Origin of the sequence: Pontimicrobium sp. IMCC45349 (assembly GCF_047219225.1) — a bacterium.
GTDB lineage: Bacteria > Bacteroidota > Bacteroidia > Flavobacteriales > Flavobacteriaceae > IMCC45349.
Genome location: NZ_CP178208.1, coordinates 1,673,753 through 1,694,542, shown reverse-complemented (window position 1 = coordinate 1,694,542; position 20,790 = coordinate 1,673,753). Strand labels below are relative to the sequence as shown.

Here is a 20,790-nt window from a genome sequence, read left to right as displayed (position 1 = left end):
ATATTCGTTTTTAGTCAGATGTGTATTACAAACCTACAATTTTTTATTAACTTATAAGTACTTAGCTAATTAGAGGTATACTATGCCTATGTATAAAAATAAGCATTTTCTTATTAATTACAATATTTCAGACAATTAAGATGGTTTTATGCCTTTTTTCAACTCAATTACTGTAATCTCTGGCCAAATACCAACTCGTCCTGGAAAAGCCAAAAATCCAAATCCACGATTTACATTAATAAATTGTTTTTTCTCCTCGTAAATCCCAGCCCAATATTTGTATCTCCACTTTACTGGACTCCACTTTATCCATCCTGGAATTTCAATTCCAAATTGCATACCATGAGTATGACCACTTAAGGTTAAATGGTAATGATAATCATCATCAATAACCTGTTCTTGCCAATGGGTAGGATCGTGACTCAATAGTATTTTAAAATCCTTAGCATCCACCTTTTTAGCAGCTTTTTTTAAATCACCTTTTTGCTTAAATCCTTTACCCCAATTCTCAACACCAACAATAGCTATTCGTTCTCCATTTCTTTCTATAAATCTACTATCATCAAGTAATAGGTCAAAACCAATTTCCCTTTGAATAGATTTTAACTCTTCTAAATTATCCTTTTTATCTTGAGGTGAATCCCATCGCATATAATCACCATAATCATGATTTCCAAGCACTGAAAAAAGACCATCCTTTGCTGATAACTTAGAGAAAACAGATTTCCAAGGTCGCATTTCGACCGCAGCATTATTTACCATATCTCCAGTAAACAGTATTGCATCCGATCTTTGCTGGTTAATTAAATCTACAGCATATTCAATCTTTTCTTTATTATCGAAACTTCCACTATGTATATCACTAATTTGTGTGATTTGATAACCATCAAAAGCTTCTGGTAAATCTTCAAAATGCATTGTATATTTCAACACCTTAAAGTTGTATTTACCTTTAAAAATTCCATATAAAAATGAGGCAAATGGTATAGCCGCAATTCCTAAAGTAAGTTGGCTGATAAATTTTCGTCGAGAAGGCAAATAACTTCCATTTTCAATAGTGCCTCCAGTAGAAAAATAACGATACATTGCTTGTGGCACTCTAAACACATCCTCTCCAAACATTAACATCATCATTATCATTTTAGGCACATACATAGTTACTACCAATCCAAATGTTAGATTTAAACTAGAAGTAGAATCTGTGCCTCTATCAAAAGTTAACATTTGATATATTAAATTACCTAAAACCAATAAAGACACTACTAAATATGCAATATTTACCCATTTATTTCTAAACGTAGTCTTTACAGCTTGATAAGCATAAAAGTCAATAAGACCTAGCACTAAAACAAATATTACAACTCTAATCATATTACAATTTTATCAAATATAAATCATTTAAAAGTCCTCACTTCATTGTTTAAATTTATTTAACTATAAGTTAAGATTTACTATCTTTCAACATCAAATAAATTTTGTAAATGAAATCACTAACTACTACACTTCTCGCTTGTGCTTTTTTATTAAGCTGCAAGACAAATACTGAACCAATAGTCGCTAAAAAAACCAAACCCTTAATATCTTATGTAAATCCTTATATAGGTACTGGTGGTCATGGTCATACTTATCCAGGGGCAACAGTTCCTTTTGGAATGATGCAATTAAGTCCAGACACTAGATTAGATGGTTGGGATGGTTGTTCTGGTTACCATTATAGCGACGAATATATTTATGGTTTTTCACACACACATTTAAGCGGTACAGGTGTTAGTGATTATGGCGACATATTATTAATGCCAACTAACAAAATGATATTTAATAATGGTAGCGATGGAAAAGCAGGTTATCGTGCTCATTTTTCGCATAAAAATGAAACTGCTGAAGCTGGTTATTACAAGGTGTTATTAGATACAACAAATATTGAAGTAGAGCTTACGGTATCTAAACGTAGTGGTATGCATCGCTATAAATTTCCTTCAGCAGAAAACCAATTTGTTATTTTAGACCTTGATCATCGCGATGAGTTATTAGATTATAAAATTCAACATGTAGACGATAACAACATAAGAGGATATAGACACTCTAAAGCTTGGGCTACAGACCAACGTCTATTTTATGACATTCATTTTTCACACCCAATAAAGGAAGTTACTTATTTAGAAAATGGTGAACCAATTTCAAAAAACTACAAATATTTAAGTAAAAAAGCAGCTATTGAGTTTGACAACCCTAACAATGAGGTTATTCAAATTTCCGTAGGGATAAGTGCTGTAGATGAAGCAGGTGCTAAGAAAAATTTAGAACAAGAAATTGGGAATAAATCATTTCAAGAAATTAAAACAGAAGCTCAAAATACTTGGGAAACACAATTAGAAAAAATTATTATTGAAAGTGATAATGATGATTATAAAACTAATTTCTACACATCATTATATCATACTATGCTTGCTCCAAACCTATATCAAGATGTAGATGGTCGTTACAGAGGTATGGATTTAAAAATACACCAAACTAAAAATTTTGATTATTACACAGTTTTCTCTCTTTGGGACACCTATAGAGCAGCACATCCTTTATATACTATCATCGAGCAAGAACGAACAAACGATTTCATCAATACTTTTTTAGCAAAATATGACGAAGGTGGCATTATGCCAATTTGGGATTTATCGGGATGTTATACAGGCTGTATGATCGGTTACCACGCTGTTCCAGTAATTGCTGATGCATACCTAAAAGGTATTAAAAACTACGATGTTAATAAAGCTTTTGAAGCTATGAAACATAGTGCTACGAGAGACAAACTTGGTTTAGAATCGTACAAGCAACTTGGTTATATTCCAGTTGAATTGGAAAGCGAATCGGTTTCAAAAACATTAGAATACGCTTATGATGATTGGACCATTGCACAAATGGCAAAATCATTGGGCAAAACAGATGATTACAAACTGTTCTCTGAAAGAGCGCAATATTATAAAAACATATTTGATCCAGAATCTCAATTTATGAGAGGTCGTTTTAGAAATACTTGGTTTACACCATTTGATCCTTATGAAGTAAACTTTAACTATACCGAAGCTAACTCATGGCAATATAGCTACTATGTGCCTCAAGATATTTCTGGATTTATGAAACTACTAGGTGGAAAAGATAAATTAGAAGCCAATTTAGACAAACTATTTACTGCTAGCGCCGAAACTTCTGGTCGCAATCAAGCAGATATTACTGGACTTATTGGTCAGTACGCACATGGTAACGAGCCCAGTCACCATATGGCATATCTTTACAATTTTGTAAACAAACCTCATAAAACACAAGAAAAAGTATACCAAATATTAACAGAGTTGTACCAAAATGCTCCAGATGGTATTTCAGGAAATGAAGACTGTGGTCAAATGAGTGCTTGGTATGTATTAAGTTCTATGGGATTCTATCCAGTAACTCCTGCATCAAACCAATATATTATAGGAAACCCTTTATTTCCTAAAGCAACCATTAATCTAGAAGACGGAAAAACATTTACTGTTGTAGCACATAATATTTCTAGTAGCAATAAATACATAGAACATGTGTACTTAAACGGAAAAGAATTAAACAAAACTTACATTTCACATCAAGATATTGTTGATGGAGGCTCACTAGAGTTTCATATGACAGACAATCCTGCTGTTTGGGGAAGTCGTGAAGGGCAAGAACCAAAGACTGAAATTAACGAGCACGTAATTGTACCTGCTCCTTTTATTGCAAAAGGTGATGTAGCTTTTAAAGGAAGTACCGAAATAGTTTTACAAACTATAGATTCTGAAGCAAAAATTTATTTTAGTTTAAATGATGCCGAATTTCAAGAGTACTCAGCTCCTATAAATATTTCAGAACCACAAGTTCTAAAAGTTTATGCGCAAAACAAAAATGAAAAAAGCGCCATCATTACAACCGAGTTTTATAAAATAGACCCTAATCTAAGCATCACTTTAGAAACCGAATATGCTAACCAATATAACGCAGGAGGAAATGATGCCTTAATTGATGGCATAAAAGGTACTCAAGACTTTAGGACTGGAACTTGGCAAGGCTATTTTGATAGCGATGTAATTGCAACTATAGACTTAGGTAAAGAAAAACCAGTAAATACTGTAACCGTAAACTTTTTAAGAGATCAACGTTCTTGGATATTCCTTCCAACCGAAGTTGAATGTCTAGTATCTAATGATAATGAAAACTTTACCTCTATTGGCAATTATAAATTTGAAGAAATCACCACCTCAGAAGAGGTTATAATTAAGAATGTTGAATTTAAACAAGCTTCAAAAAACTACAGATATGTTAAGATAATAGCTAAAAAGCTAGGAGTACTACCTGAGTGGCATTTAGGACACGAACACGATGGTAGAAGCTGGCTTTTTGTTGATGAAATAACTGTTAAATAAAATGAAGATTCGTTTAACTTTATTATTATTTACTCTCTTTATCTTTAGCTGTAAACCTAGTTTTGAATTAAATCGCGAATTACCAGAAATAAAAAAAAACTTAGAAGAATTTAGTATTGAAAACACTTCAAAACAATTTGAATATTTCTTTCCTGAAGAATATTGGATTAATAAAAATAAAGATTCAATACTAAGTATATTTGAAAACATACATTTTGAAAATCCTGAATATTTTTCAGACTACACAACCTCGTTTATAAAACATAGTAAGGTTATTAATACTAAAAAGGCTCATTTCATTTTGGTTAACATTAATGAATCATTCCATGTCCCAAAAAGTCAATTCAGTAATATTCACAAAGAAATATCTACTTTCTTAGACAATGAAAATATTAATTACACAAATTCTAACGGCAAATTAATAGTTTATAACCCTAAAACTATTTTAGGGTTATACAATGAGAAATTAAATAAATGGACTTATTACAACTTTAACGCAAAAATGCTATTAGATGCCTATGGCCTTGAAACTTCAAAAAAAATAATAGATACCTATTTTAAAGAAGCCTTTTCACCATCAGAAAAAAGTTGGTCTAAGGAAGAAATTAATGATTTCAAAGAAACATATTCTGAAATTAAGAACCAGAAACAATATCAAAATCTAGATTTTGACGAGTATTGCAATTGTTTAATTAAATTTCAAGAAAAAATACCTATAGATGTTTCATCCAACTATTTTGAAAGTACAAATTTCAAAAACAACATTTCTATTTGTCGAATTTACGCTGCCATAAACTCAAATAAAAAATTATGAATCAACAAAAATCTTACACAGGCTCATTTATTCTACTAACAACTTTATTTTTCCTTTGGGGATTTATTACAGTTTTAGTAGACTCACTAATACCACGTTTAAGAGAGTTATTCACACTTACATACTTTCAAGCAGGTATGGTACAATTTGCTTTTTTTGGAGCTTATTTCCTATTATCCATTCCCGCAAGTTATATCCTATCCAAAATAGGATATAAAAAAGGTATCATACTTGGATTATTAACTATGGCGACAGGATGCTTACTGTTTTATCCTGCAGCATCCTACAGAGTATTTGGTGTATTTATGTTAGCATATTTCATTTTAGCTGGAGGAATGACTATTTTACAAGTAGCCGCAAATCCTTTTGTTGCCGTACTTGGTAGTGAAGACACTGCCTCAAGTAGATTAAACCTCTCTCAAGCATTCAACTCACTTGGAACAGCAATTGCGCCAGCAGTAGGCGCTTTATTTATTTTAAGTGACACTATTAAATCCAAGGAAGAAATATCAGCACTTTCTGAAACTGCTAAAGAAACATATTTAGCCTCTGAAGCTTCAGCTGTACAAATGCCTTTTTTAGGATTGGCTTTATTTATTGGGTTGATTGCATTAATTTTCTTATTTGCAAAACTACCTATTTTGATGAGTGAAACCTCAACTGGAACATATTCGCAAGCATTCAAGAATAAAAATTTAATGCTTGGCGTTCTTGGAATCTTCTTTTATGTTGGTGCCGAAGTAGCCATTGGAAGTTATTTAGTAAATTACTTTTTAGACATGAATCTAGTAGAAGTCATCAAACAAAATGGTTTTATGAAATCAATTGCTGAAGGCATCCTTAATTCTGGCTTAACAGATAACGATAATAAAGCTATTGTTGGTGTATTTGTAACATTTTATTGGTCTGGAGCTATGATAGGCCGTTTTGTAGGTTCTTACCTCACAAAAATTATGAAACCAGGAAAAGTATTAGGTATGTTTGCTACAAGTGCTATTTTACTTATTCTTATTTCAATTTCAACTACTGGACTAGTAAGCATGTGGAGTATTCTAGCAGTTGGATTATTCAATTCAATAATGTTCCCTACAATATTTACCATATCATTAGATGGTATTGGAGAATTAAAACCAAAAGCCTCAGGACTTTTATGTACAGCTATTGTTGGTGGTGCATTAATTCCTCCTTTATATGGTTATTTAACTGATCAAGTAGGATTTAAATCTGCATTAATATTTATTATTTTATGTTATGCATATATTTTATTCTTTGGATATCGAAATAACAAAAAAGCTGTTTCCATTTAATTAAAAGAACAATCATGAAACGTAGAAATTTTATAAAAAATACATCACTAACAGGAGTTGGTTTAGCTGTTGGAAAAACATTACTAAGCTGTGATGAAAAAGAAACCAAAACACAAGAAGCTACTCCATTAGCAACTAAAGCCTCTTTTCCTTTAGTAATTGCTACTTGGAATGTTGAACGCGCAGTTACTACAGCAGGAGAAGCTTTAAACAATGGAGATAGCGTTCTAGATGCTCTTGAAAAGGGTTGTAATATTGAAGAAGAAGATGAGAACAACCAAACCGTTGGTAAAGGTGGTCGTCCAGATAGAGATGGAAACGTAACACTAGACGCAAGCATTATGGATAAATATGGTAATTGTGGTTCTGTGGTATATATGCAAAATATTGCGCACGCAATTTCTGTAGCAAGAAAAGTAATGGAAGACACACCTCATGTAATGCTTGCTGGAAAAGGTGCTGAACAATTTGCAGTAGAATCTGGAATGAAAAGAGAAAACCTTTTAACTGATAAGTCTAAAAAAGAATGGGAAAAATGGTTAGAAGAAAAAGAATACAAACCAATCATAAATATAGAAAACCATGACACTATAGGCATGCTTGCCATAGATGAAAATGGCAATATTTCTGGAGCATGTACTACTAGCGGACTAGCCTACAAAATGGCTGGACGTGTAGGAGATTCTCCCATCATTGGTTCTGGTTTATTTGTTGATAATGAAATTGGAGCTGCTGTCGCTACAGGAATGGGAGAAGAAGTAGTAAAAACCGTAGGAAGCTTTTTAATTGTAGAGTTAATGCGCCAAGGCATGACGCCTCAAGAAGCTTGTGAAGAAGCTATTAGTAGAATAGTAAACAAACCTAACAGCAACTATAAAAACGTTCAAGTAGCATACATTGCTGTTAACAAACAAGGAGAAACAGGGTTTTACTCTATTCATGAAGGATTTAGCATGACTAAATACAACAATAATAAAACTAATAATATCAAATCTGATTTTTATAACAAATCCTAATAACTAACACCTCTAACACTATCAATTTTATTAAACATTAGTGTAAATTACACCATGCATTTCATCGATGTTTTCAACTATATCGTACCCTAAAACTAGGTTTTTTTGCAGTTTATCAATTTTTTTACAGCAACAAAACAAGTATGTATTTCATTTGCTTCAGAAACCTAATAAAAGTTTTTGAATATGAAAAAGGTAGTTTTAATAATAGCATTTATAGTTGTTCCATTCATCACAATGGCACAAGATACTGTTGTTAAGTCTAAGGAAGAGATTAAAACTGAAATTAAGGCAGATGTTGCTATTAAAAAGGTAGATCCAATTAGTGTTAACCCAAAGACACAAAATAAAGATTTAAACTATAAAAAGAGTATAGAGTTAATTAGTGTAAAAGCTTATTTAAAAAGTTTACACATTAAACGTAAAGAATCTGTAGTAAGCTAGAATAAAAATTTTCGCATAAAATATATTTCAAAAGTGTTGCACTAGTTGCAACACTTTTTTTATAGAAAAAATTAACCGTTTAGCTTAATTATTTCTCTCATTTAAACTATCCTCTTACATTTATTACCCTAACCAACAATAACTTAAAATGAAAACAAGATATATTCTTGGAGTTGCATTTCTAGCAATTCAAGTGTGTTCTATAATTTATGCACGTTTTATACCCGAACGCTTTTTTTGTTGGGCACCATACGATATTCATGCTAAATACGAAATTTCAGTCAGTATTGACAACAAAACACTTACCGAACAAGAAGTAAAAGAGCGCTATCATTACAACGCTGTTGGCTGGGAGCAACGCTCTATAGAAAACATTTTCTCTTACATTGAAGGTTATGAAACCACTTATGGCAAAGACGATAACGCTAAAGTAACTATTAAATATGCCAAAAACGGTAAACCCCAACAAACATGGACACATCCTTAAACCTACAGAAATCGTCAAAATTTGCTCCTTGGCGTTTTGAACAATCTGAAATAGCTCCCAACCTATTATTAATGTGTAAGCTACTCATCTTAATAATGATTGCCTACCAGTATCCAATAAAACTACAAGACCCTTATATCCCGTTTATTCCTGCATTAGACTATTTTAACACCATCCCAGGAGTCTTTAAAAGCATAGTTTTATCAGGATTTATTGTATCAACATTAGCTATCTTTTGTAATATTAAAATAAGAATAGCATGCCTCGTTTTAGGTATTGTTATTATGTTAGAACAAATAGCATCACAACCTGGCTTTAAAAATCATGTATTTGTATGTGGCTGTTTTTTCATTTTAACTAGTTTCACAAAAAAAGGAGAGGACTATAAACTACTATTTTGGCAATTAGCTTTGATATATTTAGGTGCTTTTATTAATAAAGTATTAGATCCTGATTGGCATTCTGGTGCATTTATGCACAATTGGCTCCAAAATGCTAGAGAAAACTCACCATATATTTTTGTTTCTCAATTATTACCTGAAAATTGGTTTGCAATCATTTTATCATATAGCGCCTTATTATCCGAAGGCTTATTAGGCATCTTATTATTCTTTAAAAAATACCGAAAATATACGTTCTGGATTATCTTACTATTTCATACTGTACTCTATTCATTCACTGCTTTTAGATTTGGACATTTCTATGACGACTTAGTTATCATTTTACTAATCTTTATTAATTGGCCGCAAGGCATTATTCAAATAAATTACAAGCAATCAATAAAGAAGATTAAAAACATACATGGCTTATTAGATTGGGATCAAAAATTTAAATGGAATGTAATAGACGATTCTTCAAATAATTGGATGGAGCTAAAAACTAACGAAGGAGAAACATTTAAAAATTATAATGCCATTAGAAAACTATTAATCTCAACTCCAAGCTTTTTTATAGCACTATTTGCTTTTGACTGCGCTGTGAAATTTGTTTTTGATGGACAAGAAAGTGTTAAACACATGATAAATATGCCTATAGTTTGGGCTTTAATTATATTCTTTTTGCCACTTTTACGATACAAAAATGAAAAAACAGAAGCCAATTAATTTCTATGCAAGCCATAAGTTTTGTAGTTTTATAAACTTGAATAAAACACTAATATGGCAGCACAGAAACGCTTATTTTTACTAGACGCATATGCATTGATTTTTAGAGGTTATTATGCTTTTATAAAAAACCCTAGAATTAACTCAAAAGGCCTTGATACTTCAGCAATTTTAGGCTTTACAAACTCCTTGCTAGATGTCATTAAACGTGAACGTCCAGACCATTTAGCTGTTTGTTTTGATAAAGGTGGTAGTGTAGATCGAGTTGAAATATTTCCTGAATATAAAGCCAATAGAGACGAAACTCCTGAAGCAATAAAAATCGCTGTTCCATATATTGAGGAAATATTAAAAGCAATGCATATTCCAATTATGGTCAAGGAAGGCTTTGAAGCCGATGATGTAATTGGAACATTAGCTAAAAAAGCTGAAAAACAAGGTTACCAAACTTTTATGGTAACTCCAGATAAAGATTTTGCCCAATTAGTAAGTGAAAACATTTTTATGTATCGCCCACGTTTTGGTGGTGGTTATGAAACTTGGGGTGTTGAAGAAGTTAAGCAAAACTTTGAAATACAAGACCCTTTACAAGTTATCGATTTCCTTGGAATGAAAGGTGATGCAGTAGATAATATTCCTGGTTTACCTGGTGTTGGCGACAAAACTGCAAAAAAATTTCTAGCACAATACGGAAGTATGGAAGGTCTGCTTGCTAATACTCATGAGCTAAAAGGCAAAATGAAAGAGAAAGTAGAAGCCAATGCAGAATTAGGTTTATTATCTAAAAAGTTAGCCACTATCCTACTCGATGTTCCTGTGGAGTTTGATGAAACCGATTTTGAGTTAAACACACCTGATATTGATAAGGTTAAAGAAATTTTTCAAGAGTTAGAATTTAGAAGATTAACCGAAAACTTAATCAAGACATTTGCTGTTGAAACACCAACCGTTCAACAAACAGCAACTGAAACAAAAATAGAAACACCTAAACCAAAAAGCACATCAACTGCTGGTGCTGGACAATTCTCTTTATTTGGTGGTGATGGTGAAGCTACTCCAGAAGCAGATAACAATTCTGGAAGAAAAACATCCAGTAACACCTCCCATTTTTATCAAAGCATCACTTCTGATTTGGCTATGGATTTGTTTTTAGGACAATTGATGAAACAAACTTCAGTTTGTTTTGATACCGAAACAACAGATATTAATCCATTAGTAGCCGAATTAGTAGGTATTGCATTTTCTTGGGAAGATAAGAAAGGATTCTACATTCCTTTTCCAGAAAATAGAGATGAAGCACAACAACTTATTGAACAATTAAGACCTTTCTTTGAAGCCGAACATATTCAAAAAATTGGTCAGAACTTAAAATATGATATTAAGGTTCTAGCAAAATACAACATTCAAGTACGAGGTCCTTTGTTTGACACCATGATTGCGCATTATTTAATCAATCCAGATATGCGACATAACATGGATGTTTTGGCTGAAACATATCTTAACTATACTTCAATCTCTATTACAGAACTCATTGGCAAAAAAGGAAAGAATCAATTATCAATGCGTCAAGTTCCTGTTGACAAACAAACCGAATATGCAGTTGAAGATGCTGATATTACACTACAACTAAAAGAACATTTTGAAGGCGAACTAAAAGATGCAAATACTAAAAAACTTTTTGACGAATTAGAAATTCCATTAATAAGAGTTTTGGCTTCTATGGAATTAGAAGGTATTAATTTAGATAAAGCCTTTTTAAATTCGCTTTCAGAAGATTTAAACAACGACATTAAAACGTTACAAACAAAAATATATGATGCTGCTGGAGAAGAATTCAATATAGCATCTCCAAAACAGTTAGGAATCATTTTATTTGAAAAAATGAAACTCGTTGACAAGCCTAAAAAGACTAAAACAGGTCAATACTCTACCGCTGAAGATGTGTTAAGTTACTTAGCAAAAGACCATGAAATTATCCAAAATGTTTTGGAATTTAGAGGCTTATCCAAACTTAAAAGCACATATGTAGACGCTTTACCAACTCAAGTTTTAGAGCAAACTGGTCGTGTACATACCGATTACATGCAAACCGTTGCCGCAACAGGACGTTTAAGTAGTAATAATCCAAATTTACAGAACATTCCAATTCGTACAGAGCGCGGTCGTCAAGTACGTAAGGCGTTTATTCCGCGAAGTGAAGATTACACCTTGTTAGCTGCCGATTACTCACAAATTGAACTACGTGTCATTGCTGCTTTGAGCGAAGAAGAAACCATGATTAATGCCTTTAAAAATGGCGAGGATATTCATGCTTCTACAGCTGCAAAAGTATTTAACGTACCTTTAAACGAAGTTACTCGTGAACAACGTAGTAATGCAAAAACAGTTAACTTTGGGATTATCTATGGTGTTTCTGCTTTTGGACTAAGTAATCAAACAGATTTAAGCAGAAGCGAAGCCAAAGAATTAATCGATACGTATTATGCAACATACCCTAAATTGCGTGAGTTTGTTAGCAAGCAGGTAGATTTTGCGAGAGATAATGGTTATGTAGAAACAGTTTTAGGTCGTCGTCGTTATTTAAAAGATATTAATTCTAGAAATGCTGTGGTGAGAGGTGCTGCAGAACGAAATGCTGTTAATGCACCTATACAAGGAAGTGCTGCAGATATCATCAAAATTGCGATGATAAACATTTATCAAAAACTATCTGAAGGTAATTTTAAAACCAAAATGCTTCTTCAGGTACATGACGAATTAGTATTTGATGTTTACAAGCCTGAGTTAGAAGACATGAAAACACTTATAAAACATGAAATGGAAAATGCCTATAAAATGGCAGTGCCATTAGATGTTGATTTTGATACTGGCGATAATTGGCTCGAAGCACATTAAATTAATATGAATATAGAAGGTTTAGTAGATGCATGGTTTAAAATTTGGGAAAAAGGCAACTTTGAAGATTTGCCAATATCTGAAGATTTTATACACACAAGTCCTTACGGAACTATAAAAGGCAAACAAACTTATATGAGTTTAGTAAATGATAATCGTGATAAATTTCTAAACCACACCTTTAAAATTCATGACATATTATATAATAATACTAAAGCATGTATTCGCTATTCTGCCATCCAAAAGGATTTTGAGTTAGAAGTTACAGAGTGGCACTATGCTAAAAACAATCTTATAAATAAAATATTAGCCTATTATAATATTCCTGGAGAAATTAGAGAAGACAGGAAACTTAAATATTAAAATTATATCTTAAAAAAGTAAGGAACCCCTATTCTTAAACGACATCATTAGTAAATACTAATAGGTGTATGAAAGCTATTGTTTTCGTTTTTTTATTAATTCCAATTACAAGTAGTTTTTCACAAACTTGTTGCTCTGGAGGTATCCCTCTTTCTAACAGTATAGGAACACCAATGCAAGAAGCTAAAAGTTTTCAAGTTAGGCTTCACTATGATTACAACTATTTAAATACACTAAATAATGGTTCAAAAAACTTAAATGATGATTCTAGATTAAGAGTTACACATTCTATATTGCTAAACTTAAACTATTCCTTTACCAAAAATATTTCAATTGAAGGCCTTTTTAGTTGGGTTAATCAAAGAAGAAAAATCACACAATTTAACACCCAATCATTAACACAATCTTCAGGTATTGGAGATTCTGTTCTTCTGTTAAAGTACGCTCTTTTAAATTCCTTGGGAAAAAACAGTACTGTAAACTTTGGTTTAGGTAGCAAAATCCCTACTGGGTCTTCTACACAAAAAAATGAACAAAACATCTTACTAAATGCAGACTTACAACCTGGAAGCAGTGCTTGGGATTTTATTTTTTGGTCACTAGTATCTAAACAATTTAATTTCCGTCCAACACTTAACTTTAGTAGTTCTTTTACTTATAGAAAAACTGGAACTAATTCAAATTATTTAGATGAGTTCAATTATCGTTTTGGGAATGAATTACAAACTTCTTTTAGTATTTCTGATCAATATTTATTTTTTGACACACTCATTAATCCTAGTATAACTATTAAATATAGAAATGCTAGTAGAGATAAAATTAATAATGTAAAAATTGAAAACACAGGTGGCAATTGGTTATTTATTTCATCAGATGTTAAAATTAATCTATTAGAAAATATTGCTTTTTCATTCAGTATTGATCTTCCAATACACAGTAATGTAAATGGCACGCAACTTACACCAACCTATAGAATAAACACAGGAATAATATTCTTATTTAAACCAAAGGAAAGTATACAACTATGAGAAAACAGATTAAAATAAAACTTTTTGCTTTGTTAACTATAATTTATGCTTGTAGCAGCAACATTAATGAAACTAATGAGCCAAGTAACAACCCATCCAACAATTACTCTGAATGGTCAGTTCCTGTAGGAGAAATTAGAGATGGTGGTCCAGGTATAGATGGAATACCATCAATAGATCATCCACAATTTGTTAACATTAATAACCCTGAAGCCTCATACTTAAATGATGAAGACTTAATAGTAGGTATTGTTGACGGAACATCTATTAAGGCTTATCCACATATTATTTTGGACTGGCATGAAATTATAAATGACAACCTAAATGGTGTTCCTACAAGTATTTCTTATTGCCCACTTACTGGTACAGCATTTGCTTGGAAAGGAGATCATAGCAGTTCTAATCCTGAATATGGAGTTTCAGGCCTGCTCTATAAATCAAATTTAATTTTATATGACAGAGAAACTAATAGTCATTGGTCTCAATTAAGATTAGATTGTATCAATGGAGAATTAATTGGAAATGAACCAGAACTTAAAAATATAATTGAAACCAATTGGGGAACCTGGAAAACAATGTATCCTAACACAAAAGTTATGACCTTAAACACAGGGTTTAATAGAGATTACGATGAATATCCATATGGCCCATATAAAACTGATCATGATTTTTTCTTATTTAATGTTTCACCTTTAAATAACAACCTCCCAAATAAAGAACGAGTATTTGCTATAATAGATAATGGTTATTCCAAAGTATATAGATTTTCAAGCTTTCAAAATGGAAAAGTTTTAAAAGAAATCATCAATAACAAAACCTTTTTAATTGTTGGAAATGAAAATACCATTAATGCATTTGAATTAACTGGTTCCTTAATGGACCTAGAGTATGAATATGTTTATAATCACAGCCAAAGTTTTTTTAGTGATAGTGAAGGAAACGAATGGACAATATCAGGAAAAGCAATATCAGGACTAAGAGAAAATTGGCAATTAAAACACATTAAATCATTAGTAAGCTATTGGTTTGCAATTGCAGCTTTCTATCCTCAACCTGATATCTATCAAAATTAAAAGCATAATAGTAACACATTACACATTGAAGTAATACTTTTAACAGAAGATATTTTGGGTTTTATTATATATCTCTGAATCTGATTGAAATAGCAATAAAAATAAACCTTCATTACTGTTTGTTAATCAAACAAATAATTGTAAATTTGCAAACTCTTTTTGAGAGAGGAATGTTTAATTTAAAATAATTAGTGTGGATACATTAAGCTACAAAACTATTTCAGCAAACAAGGCAACTGTAGATAAGCAGTGGGTTTTAGTTGATGCTGAAGGTCAGACTTTAGGTCGTTTAGCTTCTAAAGTAGCAATACTTTTAAGAGGTAAGCACAAACCTAGCTTTACACCACATGTTGATTGCGGAGACAACGTAATTGTTATCAATGCAGAAAAAATCAACTTAACTGGAAACAAGTGGAATGACAAAACTTACGTTCGTCACACAGGATATCCAGGTGGTCAAAGAACTCTATCTGCTACAGAAATGTTTGGAAAAGATCCAGCAAGATTAGTAGAAAAATCAGTAAAAGGAATGTTACCTAAAAACAAATTAGGTGCAGCATTATTCCGTAATCTAAATGTTGTTGTTGGTTCAGAGCATACTCATGAAGCTCAAAAGCCAAAAACAATTAACTTAAACGAAGTTAACTAATGGAAGTAATTCACAAAATTGGTCGTAGAAAAACGGCTGTTGCTCGTGTGTATGTTTCAGAAGGAAAAGGAAACATTACAGTGAACAAAAAAGATGTTAACACATACTTCCCTACAGCTACTTTACAGTACAAAGTAAACCAACCGTTAGCAATGACTAACAACGAAGGCAACTTTGACATCAAAGTAAATGTATATGGTGGTGGTGTTACAGGTCAAGCAGAGGCTGTTCGTTTAGCATTATCTCGCGCAATGTGTGAGCTTAATGAAGAAAACAGAGGCATCTTAAAACCTGAAGGATTATTAACAAGAGACCCAAGAATGGTAGAGCGTAAAAAATTCGGACAGAAGAAAGCTCGTAAGAAATTCCAGTTCTCTAAGCGTTAATATTAGAAAAAATTTAAACCAGTTATTGTTGTCCATGGCAGAAATGTCAGGATTTAGTTTAGCATCTAAATGGTTAAGGCGATTGTAAAAGACCACTTAATCATTGCTAATTCAACAGAACGTAAACTATTACAAAATGGCAAAAGTAGAAGTAAAAGAATTACTTGATGGTGGTGTTCACTTTGGACATTTAACCAGAAAATGGGACCCAAACATGGCTCCTTACATATATATGGAGCGTAATGGTATCCATATTATAAACCTTTACAAAACTGCTGCAAAATTAGACGAAGCTTCTCAAGCTTTAGCAAAAATAGCAGCATCAGGTAGAAAAATATTATTTGTAGCTACCAAAAAACAAGCAAAAGATATAGTTTCTGAAAAAGCAGGAAACGTAAACATGCCTTACATCACTGAAAGATGGCCAGGTGGAATGTTAACTAACTTTGTTACTATTAGAAAAGCTGTTAAGAAAATGGCTTCTATTGATAGAATGAAAAAAGATGGTACATTCATGACTCTTTCTAAAAAAGAGCGTTTACAAGTTGACCGTTTAAGAGCGAAGTTAGAAAAGAACTTAGGTTCTATCTCTGACATGACTCGTTTACCAGGAGCTTTATTTGTTGTTGATATTAAGCGTGAGCATATCGCAATTAAAGAAGCACAAAAATTAAACATTCCAATCTTTGCAATGGTTGATACTAACTCTGATCCACGTCAGGTTGATTATGTTATTCCAGCAAATGATGATGCTTCAAAATCTATTGATAAGATTTTAACTCATGTAACTAACGCTATCGCTGGAGGTCTTGCTGAAAGAAAAGCAGGAAAAGAAGCAAAAGCTGAAGGTAAAACAGAAGCAAAAGCTGTAGAAGCTGCTCCTGTTGCATCACAAGAAGAAGAATAAACTTTTTATAAAAACAATTATTAATAAGTCGTTTAGTTCTTTTCATTTGAAAATTAATTGAACGACTTTTTTAAAATTATAATCATGACAAAAATAAGCGCTGCAGACGTAAAAAAACTTAGAGATGCTACTGGTGCAGGAATGATGGACTGTAAAAAAGCATTAGTAGAAGCAGAAGGTGATTTTGATAAAGCTATTGAAGTTTTACGTAAAAAAGGACAAAAAGTTGCTGCAAAAAGAGCCGACAGAGAATCTTCTGAAGGTGTAGCAGTTGCTAGAATTAACGATAACAACACAAACGCTGTTGCTATTGTTTTAGCATGTGAAACTGATTTCGTTGCTAAAAATGATTCATTTAAAGAATTAGCAAACCAATTTGCTGATATCGCTATAAACCATACTTCAAAAGAAGATTTCTTAGCTGCTGATTTCGGTGGAATGACTGTTGCTGAAAAATTAATCGAGCAAACTGGAGTTATCGGAGAAAAAATTGACATTACAGCTTTTGAAACTGTTGAAGCTTCATATATTGGATCTTACACACACGTTGGAAAAATCGCTGCTATTGTTGGTTTAAACACTAAAGTAGATAACGCTGATGTTTTAACTAAAGATGTAGCTATGCAAGTAGCTTCAATGGGGGCAACTACATTATCTTACAAAGATTTTGATCCAGCTTATGTAGCTTCTGAAACTGAAGCTAGAATTGCTGCTATCGAAAAAGATAACGAAGAATTAGCTCGTTTAGGTAAGACTCTTAAAAATGTACCACAGTACATTTCTATGTCTCAATTAACAGAAGAAGTTTTAGCACAAGCTGAAGAAAATGCAAAAGCTCAATTAAAAGCTGAAGGTAAACCAGAGCAAATCTGGGACAAAATTTTACCAGGTAAAATGGAGCGTTTCATTTCGGATAACACAACTTTAGATCAAGAACAATGTTTACTTGACCAAAATTTCATTAAAGATGAAAAGAAAAGTGTTGCTGATTATGTAAAGTCTTATGGAGACGTTGCAATTTCAACTTTCAAAAGAGTATCATTAGGTTAATAAAAACCTTAACTCATATAAAAAGCTTCGATTTAAATCGAAGCTTTTTTTTTACACTTCAATTATCTTTTCATATTATCTAAGTTAATTTATAAAACCCATTTCAGTAAACCGCAAAAATTTGTAGTTTTGCACAACTTTCAATCTATACAATGAAATACAAAAGAATCCTCTTAAAACTTTCAGGCGAAGCCTTAATGGGCAAAAGACAATATGGTATTGACCCTGAACGCTTATCTGAATATGCAAATGACATTAAACAAATTACCGATTTAGGTGTAGAAGTAGCTATTGTTATTGGTGGTGGAAACATTTTTAGAGGAGTTGCAGGAGCAAGTAATGGTATGGATCGCGTACAAGGTGACCATATGGGAATGTTAGCAACCGTTATTAATGGTTTAGCACTTCAAAGTGCTTTAGAGAATGCTAATGTACCTACTCGCTTACAAACTGCCATTAAAATAAATGAAGTTGCAGAACCTTTTATTAGAAGAAAAGCTATGCGCCACCTAGAAAAAGGTCGTGTTGTTATATTTGGTGGTGGTACTGGTAATCCTTATTTCACGACAGATTCTGCAGCTGTACTAAGAGCAATTGAAATTGAAGCAGATGTAATCCTAAAAGGAACTCGTGTTGATGGTATTTATACAGCAGATCCTGAAAAAGATTCAAATGCTATTAAATTTGATTATATTAGCTTTGATGATGTATTGAAAAAAGGGCTTAAAGTTATGGACACAACAGCATTTACTTTAAGTCAAGAAAATAAATTACCTATAATTGTATTCGACATGAATAAAGTTGGTAATTTATTAAAAGTAGTATCTGGAGAAAATATTGGAACTACAGTAAACGTTTAATCACTGATTTGGCTTAATTTTTGAACAGTTAACCAAAAACTAAAAAAATTAGAATGAACGAAGACATAAATTTTATACTAGACACAGCAAAAGAAGCTATGACAAATGCTATCAAGCATTTAGAAAAGCAATTTGTAAACATTAGAGCAGGTAAAGCAAGCCCTTCAATGCTAGGAAGCGTAATGGTTGAATATTATGGTTCGCAAACACCATTATCTCAAGTAGCAAATGTAAATACACCTGATGGTAGAACGATTACTGTTCAACCTTGGGAAAAAAGTATGTTGCAAGAAATTGAACGAGCTATAATGATTGCAAACTTAGGTTTCAATCCAATGAATAATGGGGAAAGTATCATTATTAATGTACCAGCTTTAACTGAAGAACGTCGTCGTGAATTAGCTAAACAAGCAAAAGCTGAAGCTGAAGATGCCAAAGTTGGAATTAGAAATGCTAGAAAAGAAGCTAATAATGACATTAAGAAAGTAGATGATGCATCGGAAGATGTGCAGAAGAATGCTGAAATGGATGTCCAAGAAATGACCGACACCTTTGTTAAAAAAGCAGATGAAATATTCCACGTAAAGGAAAAAGAAATTATGACAGTTTAAAAAAGGTGGCAATAAAGCCACTTTTTTTGTGTTTACTATATTTCAATTCTAAAACTTAACATGAAAAAACTCTGTCTTTCCTTAGTATTAAGCTTTTGCTTTTTTATAAGTAATGCTCAAGTAAATGACAGCGTGCCTTCAAATAAAAAAGTAAGAGACTCTATAAAAAAGAGTTTATTGTTAGAGAGTCTGGGTACAGGCTACATTCGTACAAAATATTTTAATTTCGACTCTAGGTATTTAATAAAGTATAACCAATATGAAGGATTTAGAACTGGATTAGGTGGTATTACTACCGAAAAGTTTTCTTCAAAATTTAGAATTCAAGGTTATGCTGCTTATGGCTTTTTAGACGATGAATATAAGTATAGTATTGGAGGTGGATTAAAAATTGCTAAGACAACAAATTCTTGGATAAATTTTAATTATACCAAAGATTTACAAGAAACAGGAAGTTCAAACTTTTTAACCGACAGTCGTTTTTTTCAATTGTTTGAACCACGTTTACTAAACATAGATTTATTTCATAAACATGAAACCAAAAACATCTCTGTAGAGCATCCTATTTCTGCCCAAATACTTTCTGAAACAGAATTCTCTGTATCAAAAATTGAACCTACATATGGTTATACCTTTACACCTAATCAATTAGATTTTTACAATCGATTTAATGTTTCTATTTTTAAAGTAGCATTACAATGGAGTCCTTTTAGTAAATTCAAAAAAACTCCAAATAAAATAATTGAAGAAAAAGAAGGGTTTCCAAAATTCACTTTACAATACTCTAAAAGTTTTGAAGATCTTTTTAAAAGTGATTTCAACTTTACTAAGCTTGACTTTAGGGTTGTTCAAAAATTTACATATAGTAACAAAACATCTACTGAGTTTGTATTAACTAGTGGTATTGCTTCAGGAGAAGTTCCATTAACTCATTTGTATCATGCATACCCTAATAATGTAAATAAAGAAACTGTTATTCAACGTTTTTCAGTAGCAGGCGTAAATAGTTTTGAGACTATGTACTTTAATGAATTCTTTTCAGATAGATTTGCTACACTACAAATAAAGCATAAACTAAATCGCTTTAATATCACTCCATGGTTTAGACCACAACTTGTGCTAATAAGCAGGCATGCTTTAGGAGACATGAAAAACCTTGAAGAACATCAACATATTTCGTTTGGTACGCTTAATAAAGGTTACAATGAATCTGGTTTCGAAATCAATAAATTGTTTTTAGGGTTTGGTTTAAGTTTTGCATATCGTTATGGTGCTTATCATTTAACTGAATTTGAAGATAATTTTGCTTTTAAATTCACTTTCAACATAGACCTCAATTAATATTATAAAACCTGAGTTTTAGAGTAATT

General features: G+C 32.0%; 19 protein-coding genes. 18 read left to right on the top strand and 1 reads right to left on the bottom strand.

Annotation, left to right across the window (positions count from 1 at the left end):
- Window positions 1–135: 135 nt before the first annotated feature.
- Window positions 136–1,371 (bottom strand): metallophosphoesterase, encoded by a 1,236-nt coding sequence (locus ACLII3_RS07925; RefSeq protein ID WP_412987870.1) that lies wholly within the window; start codon window positions 1,369–1,371, stop codon window positions 136–138.
- Between the two features lie 110 nt (window positions 1,372–1,481).
- Here ACLII3_RS07925 and ACLII3_RS07920 point away from each other — a divergent pair, with 110 nt between their 5' ends.
- The 18 genes from ACLII3_RS07920 to ACLII3_RS07835 all read left to right on the top strand — a co-directional run bounded on the left by ACLII3_RS07920 (window position 1,482) and on the right by ACLII3_RS07835 (window position 20,761).
- Window positions 1,482–4,427, top strand: a complete 2,946-nt coding sequence (locus tag ACLII3_RS07920) for a GH92 family glycosyl hydrolase (RefSeq protein WP_412987868.1) — start codon at window positions 1,482–1,484, stop codon at window positions 4,425–4,427.
- Window position 4,428: 1 nt separating this feature from the next.
- Window positions 4,429–5,241, top strand: a complete 813-nt coding sequence (locus ACLII3_RS07915; RefSeq protein WP_412987866.1) for a hypothetical protein — start codon at window positions 4,429–4,431, stop codon at window positions 5,239–5,241.
- Window positions 5,238–6,548 (top strand): sugar MFS transporter, encoded by a 1,311-nt coding sequence (locus tag ACLII3_RS07910; RefSeq protein ID WP_412987864.1) that lies wholly within the window; start codon window positions 5,238–5,240, stop codon window positions 6,546–6,548. The genes ACLII3_RS07915 and ACLII3_RS07910 overlap by 4 nt, the downstream gene beginning before the upstream one ends.
- Before the next feature lie 14 nt (window positions 6,549–6,562).
- Window positions 6,563–7,564 carry an isoaspartyl peptidase/L-asparaginase family protein gene (locus tag ACLII3_RS07905; RefSeq protein WP_412987863.1) on the top strand — a complete coding sequence of 334 codons (1,002 nt, stop codon included), beginning with the start codon at window positions 6,563–6,565 and terminating at the stop codon, window positions 7,562–7,564.
- Between the two features lie 186 nt (window positions 7,565–7,750).
- Window positions 7,751–8,008 (top strand): hypothetical protein, encoded by a 258-nt coding sequence (locus ACLII3_RS07900; RefSeq protein ID WP_412987861.1) that lies wholly within the window; start codon window positions 7,751–7,753, stop codon window positions 8,006–8,008.
- A 148-nt stretch (window positions 8,009–8,156) separates the two neighbouring features.
- Entirely contained in the window at window positions 8,157–8,495 is a 339-nt protein-coding gene (locus ACLII3_RS07895; RefSeq protein WP_412987859.1) for a hypothetical protein, read from the top strand.
- On the top strand, window positions 8,480–9,598 hold the full coding sequence (locus ACLII3_RS07890; protein WP_412987857.1) for an HTTM domain-containing protein: 1,119 nt from the start codon (window positions 8,480–8,482) through the stop codon (window positions 9,596–9,598). Before ACLII3_RS07895 ends, ACLII3_RS07890 begins: the two co-directional genes overlap by 16 nt.
- Window positions 9,599–9,652: 54 nt before the next feature.
- The gene (gene polA / locus ACLII3_RS07885; protein ID WP_412987856.1) at window positions 9,653–12,493 is read left to right on the top strand and encodes a DNA polymerase I; all 2,841 of its coding nucleotides are present in this window, start codon (window positions 9,653–9,655) and stop codon (window positions 12,491–12,493) included.
- A gap of 6 nt (window positions 12,494–12,499) precedes the next feature.
- Complete coding sequence (locus ACLII3_RS07880; RefSeq protein ID WP_412987854.1) at window positions 12,500–12,856, top strand: nuclear transport factor 2 family protein; 357 nt, start codon at window positions 12,500–12,502, stop codon at window positions 12,854–12,856.
- 68 nt (window positions 12,857–12,924) lie between these two features.
- Window positions 12,925–13,884, top strand: a complete 960-nt coding sequence (locus ACLII3_RS07875; RefSeq protein ID WP_412987852.1) for a transporter — start codon at window positions 12,925–12,927, stop codon at window positions 13,882–13,884.
- Window positions 13,881–14,957, top strand: a complete 1,077-nt coding sequence (locus ACLII3_RS07870; RefSeq protein ID WP_412987850.1) for a DUF3179 domain-containing protein — start codon at window positions 13,881–13,883, stop codon at window positions 14,955–14,957. The genes ACLII3_RS07875 and ACLII3_RS07870 overlap by 4 nt, the downstream gene beginning before the upstream one ends.
- A gap of 193 nt (window positions 14,958–15,150) precedes the next feature.
- The gene (gene rplM / locus ACLII3_RS07865; RefSeq protein ID WP_412987848.1) at window positions 15,151–15,606 is read left to right on the top strand and encodes a 50S ribosomal protein L13; all 456 of its coding nucleotides are present in this window, start codon (window positions 15,151–15,153) and stop codon (window positions 15,604–15,606) included.
- Window positions 15,606–15,992 carry a 30S ribosomal protein S9 gene (gene rpsI, locus ACLII3_RS07860; protein ID WP_412987847.1) on the top strand — a complete coding sequence of 129 codons (387 nt, stop codon included), beginning with the start codon at window positions 15,606–15,608 and terminating at the stop codon, window positions 15,990–15,992. Before rplM ends, rpsI begins: the two co-directional genes overlap by 1 nt.
- Window positions 15,993–16,128: 136 nt before the next feature.
- Complete coding sequence (rpsB, locus tag ACLII3_RS07855) at window positions 16,129–16,899, top strand: 30S ribosomal protein S2 (protein ID WP_412987845.1); 771 nt, start codon at window positions 16,129–16,131, stop codon at window positions 16,897–16,899.
- An 84-nt stretch (window positions 16,900–16,983) separates the two neighbouring features.
- On the top strand, window positions 16,984–17,949 hold the full coding sequence (gene tsf / locus ACLII3_RS07850) for a translation elongation factor Ts (RefSeq protein WP_412987844.1): 966 nt from the start codon (window positions 16,984–16,986) through the stop codon (window positions 17,947–17,949).
- A 152-nt stretch (window positions 17,950–18,101) separates the two neighbouring features.
- Entirely contained in the window at window positions 18,102–18,809 is a 708-nt protein-coding gene (gene pyrH, locus ACLII3_RS07845) for a UMP kinase (protein ID WP_412987842.1), read from the top strand.
- A gap of 53 nt (window positions 18,810–18,862) precedes the next feature.
- Window positions 18,863–19,420, top strand: a complete 558-nt coding sequence (gene frr / locus ACLII3_RS07840) for a ribosome recycling factor (RefSeq protein WP_412987841.1) — start codon at window positions 18,863–18,865, stop codon at window positions 19,418–19,420.
- Between the two features lie 60 nt (window positions 19,421–19,480).
- Window positions 19,481–20,761: a DUF5686 family protein gene (locus ACLII3_RS07835; RefSeq protein WP_412987840.1), complete on the top strand. Its 1,281-nt coding sequence runs from the start codon at window positions 19,481–19,483 to the stop codon at window positions 20,759–20,761.
- Window positions 20,762–20,790: the final 29 nt, after the last annotated feature.